Origin of the sequence: Occallatibacter sp. (genome assembly GCF_049802275.1) — a bacterium.
Taxonomy (GTDB): Bacteria; Acidobacteriota; Terriglobia; order Terriglobales; family Acidobacteriaceae; genus Telmatobacter.
Genome location: NZ_JBARMD010000254.1, coordinates 1 through 4,942, shown reverse-complemented (window position 1 = coordinate 4,942; position 4,942 = coordinate 1). Strand labels below are relative to the sequence as shown.

Here is a 4,942-nt window from a genome sequence, read left to right as displayed (position 1 = left end):
CAACAGGGCCACCAGCGTCAGGGGACTCACACGCGGAATAAAGCGCGTGCGATACCACTCCTCGCCCTTCAACCGAATCAGCACATAGCGCGTCACCATTCCCGACACAAACGGAATTCCCAGGTAGATGCCGACACTCTTCGCAATCTGCACGATGCTCACATCCACAACGCTGCCTTGCAGTCCAAACCACCTCGGCAGAACAGTGATGAAAACCCACGCATAGAAGCTGTAAAAGAGCACCTGAAAAACGCTATTGATCGCGACCAGCCCAGCGGCATAATCCGTGTCGCCATTCGCCAGTTCATTCCACACCAGCACCATCGCAATGCAGCGCGCAATGCCGATCAGGATCAACCCGCGCATGTAGGCCGGTTCTCCTCGCAGAAAGACAACAGCGAGCGCGAACATCAATGCCGGGCCGATCACCCAGTTCTGCAAAAGCGACAGCCCCAGCACCCGCTTCTGGCGAAACACTTCGCCCAGCTTCTCGTATCGCACCTTCGCCAGCGGCGGAAACATCATAATGATCAGTCCGATTGCAATCGGAATATTGGTTGTCCCACTCTGAAAGCGGTTCACAAATGCAGCCGAGCCCGGAACAAAATGCCCCAGACCCACTCCAACCGCCATCGCCAGAAAGATCCACAGCGTCAGAAACCGATCGAGAAACGAAAGCTTCTTCCGCTCCAGCGGAGCACAGATTTGGCCTTGCGTATAAGGTGCGCTCGACATCGTTACCTCACCTCAACAGCGGCACAATCCACAGCGGCCGGCCGCGGTGCGCTCTGCAGTGTCACAAACTTCGCCGGGCTGCAGCAGGCCTTCGACAAGCGCGCCTTGTCTGCCTGCATCGCACGGTCCTCTTTGAGCCACGCCAGCGTCTGCCGTAGCACTTGCGTCGCACCAATGCTCGGCGGCATTACGATGCGATAGTGCATCCACTTGCCTTCGCGCCGCGCCTGCACAATTCCAGCCCTGCGCAAATACGCCAGGTGCCGCGATATCTTCGGCTGCCCCTGCGCGAGGATCTCCACAAAATAACAAACGCAGATTTCCTGATCATCCATAAGGTTCAGCAGGCGCAGCCGCGTGTTGTCGCCCAGCGCCTGAAAGAACCTCTCCATATCAAACTGTGATGATTTCGCCGCCATGATTTATATATACGCCTTGACGAATACGTTGACAAGGAATATATTCGCCTACGTGAATATGTTTTTATAAGGAGCTAATCATGGCAGAACAGATTCTTGACTCGGTGAAATCGAAGTATGCGGCAGTGGCAGAGAGTTCCCTGTCCAGCAACCACGCTGGCGTCAAGGCGGTAGCCGAGGCCTTCGGCTACACAGCTGAAGAACTCACCTCGATCCCGGCAGACGCCAACATGGGCCTCTCCTGCGGCAATCCCACCGCAACCGCGCATATCAGGCCCGGCGAAGTAGTTGTTGATCTCGGCTCCGGCGGCGGACTCGACGTATTCCTCGCATCGAAACAGGTTGGCCCGACCGGCCGCGCCATCGGCATCGATATGACACCCGCGATGATCGAGCGCGCTCGCGCCAACGCCAACTCCGGCGGCTACACCAACGTAGACTTCCACCTCTCCACCATCGATCGCATCCCTCTGCCCGACGCATCCGTCGATTGCGTCATCTCCAATTGCGTTCTGAATCTCGCGCCCGACAAGCCCGCCGTCTTCCGCGAAATTGCCCGCGTTCTCAAGCCCGGCGGTCGTCTCGCTGTGAGTGACATCGCCTTGAAGCACGAACTGCCCGAGGCCATCGCGAAAAGTGTTGCCGCCTATGTTGGCTGCATCGCCGGAGCCATCCGCATCGACGACTACCGCGCCGGCCTTCTTTCCGCAGGCTTTGAGCACGTAGAAATCGTTGACAGCGGCGCCGATCTCAACGCTTACGCAAAAGTCGAAAATCAGTCCGGCTGCTGCTCCCCTGCAATGGAGGCAACGAATATGACAGCAGCGACCAGCACGCTCCAAATCGTCGAGTCTTCTTGCTGCTCTCCAGCTCCTGCAGCCGCATCCACGTTGCATGATGAGTTGAAGACGCTCCTCGCCACCTATGACGTCAACGCGGCTGCAGCCAGCGTCAAGGTCTACGCCATCAAGCCCACGGCCAAATCAGCAAAAACCTGCTGCGGCCCAACCTGCTGCTCGTAAGAGGACGCCCAACATGGCTCGCTATAACGTACTTTTTCTTTGCACTGGAAACTCCGCCCGCTCGATCATGGCCGAGGCGATCATGACCCGCAAGGGTTTTCCGAACTTCACCGCCTACAGCGCCGGAAGTCACCCATCCGGCGCTGTGCGGCCTGAGGCCCTTCGCCAGCTCGAAAAAGCAGGTTTGAAGACCGACAACCTGCGCAGCAAATCCTGGGACGAATTCTCCGGACCCGACGCCCCCCCGCTTCACTTCGTCTTTACTGTTTGCGACAACGCGGCAAGCGAGGTTTGTCCATTCTGGCCCGGACAGCCAATGACCGCGCACTGGGGAGTACCCGATCCCGCAGCAGCGAAAGGAACGCCCGAGGAGATTGAGCGAGCCTTTTCGCAGGCGTTCTCCGTACTCGACCGCCGGATCAGCCTCTTCCTGTGCCTGCCGCTGGCCACCCTCGATACTTTCGCTCTGCAGCGGGAAATCGACAACATCGGAAAGCAATAAGCAGCACAAGAGGAACAATGTTGAAAGTAATCTTCGCCTGTGTACACAACGCCGGCCGCTCGCAGATGGCGGCCGCGTTTTTCAATCAACTCGCCGATCGATCCAAGGCCGAAGCCATCTCCGCCGGAACCGAACCCGGCCCGCGCGTTCACCCCGAAGTCCTGGTCGCAATGCAGGAGATCGGCATCGACCTCAGCAGCGCAAAGCCGCAAAAGCTCACTGACGATCTCGCGCGTCAGGCCCAACTCCTTATCACCATGGGGTGTGGCGACAAGTGCCCCTACGTTCCCGGCCTGCGTCGCGATGACTGGCCCCTTCGCGATCCCAAGGGCCAGCCCATGGAAGAAGTCAGGAAGATCCGAGACGAGATCCGCACTCGCGTGCAAACGCTGCTCGCGCGGGAAGGTCTGGCCGCACTATGAGCCACCTGAAACGGAGTCGCCGATAAAGAAGCGCAGCCGGGTGCCCCATCCATTTCGCGCTCTCTGCGGAATGGGTGGGATAGCTAGTGGCTGGTAGCTGGAAGCTACCGGATGAACGCCGCGAGCGGTCATCCCCACGCCCCCAGCATCTTCCGCACCAGCATAAGTTGCCCCACGTGATAAGCGTTGTGATCCGCCATCAGCAGCGCCTCTCGCAAAACCGTCTGCCCATCTCCGTGCGGAATCTTCGCGAACAAATCCGTCTTCGGATCTTCAACCATCGCGCACATCTCTTTCAAATCTCTCTTGAACGCGCGCACGCTCTTGTCCCACGCCTTCTCGTCCGCCGGTGCCTTCTCTTTCGGCCAATAGTCATCAGGCCATTTCATCGCCTGATATTTCGGATTGCGTGAAAAATCGAGAATGTCCCACTGCGCAAGCCGCAGATGCTCGAGCAACTGCCACGGGGAGTGCTCCCCGCCCTTCGGCACTTTTCCGCGCAACTCCACCGGCAGGTTCTTCACAGCCTGCTCAAACGTTGCGTGCGCATGGCCCCCCGTCAATACTTCCACCAAATGTTTCCGCAACTCCGCATCCCCGTTCTTCGCCATCAAATCCCTCCGCATCAACGGATTCCGCTGGCAGCAACAAAGATTCGGGAAGTGCTCTGCGGATCCAACAAATCTGGAATCTTGCTATACTCTGACCACTCGGATGAGAGCATTTTCCAATAAGCGCGCCTGGTTCTGGATTGCAATTGCAGCCATTGCGATTGCGATCATCGCGCTGCTTGTTCCCCAAATCCATGGAACCGCAGACCAACCTGCATGGATGGCGCTGCTGCCCGCCTTTTTTGTTGGCCTGCTCGTCTCATTCAGTGCTCTTCCGCTGCTTCTGGTTTTGACGCTGGGCCACAGCCCGGCGGCTCCCACGCTGGCTCCTTCCTTCCAGCGCCCTCCGCCTTTCCGACTCGCCTAAACCCTCCAAATAATCTCGGGATCAAGCGGTTCATGCCGCAATGTTCTCCGTGATTCATCGATGAACGAAATGCTGTCCCGCATCGGAAGGCACTCTTATGGACGCTGTATACGGTGCAGTTGCTGCACTTGCGATGGGTTCGCCGTTCTTGGCGATTGTGCTGATCCTGGCGTACTCCTACCTTTCCCGCGTGCCATGGGGTGGCAAGCGAAATCCAAGACGGCGCCCTTTCTCATCCTCCGCGGGAATTGGAACCGTGGTTCTCGGTTTGACGCTGATTTACAGGCCGCGCATTCTCTACGCCGTCGAAGCCCAGCATCGCCAGGTCGAAGATGCGGACGAGGACGATAATGGCGATCCAGATTCACCAAAGAAGCACCTGATACGCCAATTGCGCCGGATCCGCCGCGGTGAGAAGGTCGATGTTCTTTCTCTTCGCCTCCGGTGAGCCCGCAAAGCCAAATGCCCGCAATCCGTCGCCCACGCCGCCGACACGGCATTTGTGGCAAAATATGAGACGGATGATCAAAACGCCTTGGACTCGCAACCGAAGCACCTGGATGTGGGTGGCAATCGCCGCCGTCGCATTCACGTCGGTTGCTCACGCCGAGGCGGGCTCGCGAAGCGCGAAGTCCTACGGTCGCCCGGTCTTTGAATTCCTGGCCCGAACTCAGAGTCAGAATTCCGCCGCACTTTCCGGCGTTTTGCGATTCGCACATCTCGGTTCCCGGCGCCAGGCCGATTCGAGATTGCGCATTACCGGCTCCAGGACATTAATCGCGATGCTTCCGGTGTTGTTTATCGGGCTGGTTTCGCCTCTCGACCGTGCCTCCGCCGCTTCCATTCGATGCTTGGACTGGGCGC

9 protein-coding genes are annotated in these 4,942 nt (G+C 58.4%); 6 read left to right on the top strand and 3 right to left on the bottom strand.

Annotated elements, in window-relative coordinates:
- Window positions 1–735: ACR3 family arsenite efflux transporter (gene arsB, locus WA354_RS08865; protein ID WP_472812646.1), on the bottom strand; the 735-nt coding region annotated here is incomplete at its 3' end.
- Window positions 736–737: 2 nt separating this feature from the next.
- The gene (locus WA354_RS08860; protein WP_472812645.1) at window positions 738–1,127 is read right to left on the bottom strand and encodes an ArsR/SmtB family transcription factor; all 390 of its coding nucleotides are present in this window, start codon (window positions 1,125–1,127) and stop codon (window positions 738–740) included.
- Window positions 1,128–1,234: 107 nt separating this feature from the next.
- Here WA354_RS08860 and arsM point away from each other — a divergent pair, with 107 nt between their 5' ends.
- The 3 genes from arsM to WA354_RS08845 are packed head-to-tail and all read left to right on the top strand — an operon-like array spanning window position 1,235 to window position 3,100.
- The gene (arsM, locus tag WA354_RS08855) at window positions 1,235–2,176 is read left to right on the top strand and encodes an arsenite methyltransferase (protein WP_472812644.1); all 942 of its coding nucleotides are present in this window, start codon (window positions 1,235–1,237) and stop codon (window positions 2,174–2,176) included.
- 13 nt (window positions 2,177–2,189) lie between these two features.
- On the top strand, window positions 2,190–2,678 hold the full coding sequence (locus tag WA354_RS08850) for an arsenate reductase ArsC (protein WP_472812643.1): 489 nt from the start codon (window positions 2,190–2,192) through the stop codon (window positions 2,676–2,678).
- Window positions 2,679–2,695: 17 nt separating this feature from the next.
- Window positions 2,696–3,100: an arsenate reductase ArsC gene (locus WA354_RS08845; RefSeq protein WP_472812642.1), complete on the top strand. Its 405-nt coding sequence runs from the start codon at window positions 2,696–2,698 to the stop codon at window positions 3,098–3,100.
- Between the two features lie 128 nt (window positions 3,101–3,228).
- On the opposite strand, the gene WA354_RS08840 is transcribed toward WA354_RS08845, so the two are convergent.
- Window positions 3,229–3,711 (bottom strand): DinB family protein, encoded by a 483-nt coding sequence (locus tag WA354_RS08840; protein ID WP_472812641.1) that lies wholly within the window; start codon window positions 3,709–3,711, stop codon window positions 3,229–3,231.
- A gap of 103 nt (window positions 3,712–3,814) precedes the next feature.
- On the opposite strand from WA354_RS08840, the gene WA354_RS08835 reads away from it, so the two are divergent.
- From WA354_RS08835 to WA354_RS08825, 3 genes are all read left to right on the top strand, one after another.
- The gene (locus WA354_RS08835) at window positions 3,815–4,078 is read left to right on the top strand and encodes a hypothetical protein (RefSeq protein WP_472812640.1); all 264 of its coding nucleotides are present in this window, start codon (window positions 3,815–3,817) and stop codon (window positions 4,076–4,078) included.
- 97 nt (window positions 4,079–4,175) lie between these two features.
- A complete protein-coding gene (locus tag WA354_RS08830; protein ID WP_472812639.1) occupies window positions 4,176–4,526 on the top strand; it encodes a hypothetical protein in 351 nt (116 codons plus the stop codon).
- Between the two features lie 112 nt (window positions 4,527–4,638).
- A partial coding sequence (locus WA354_RS08825) for a hypothetical protein (RefSeq protein WP_472812638.1) occupies window positions 4,639–4,942 on the top strand: 304 nt, incomplete at its 3' end.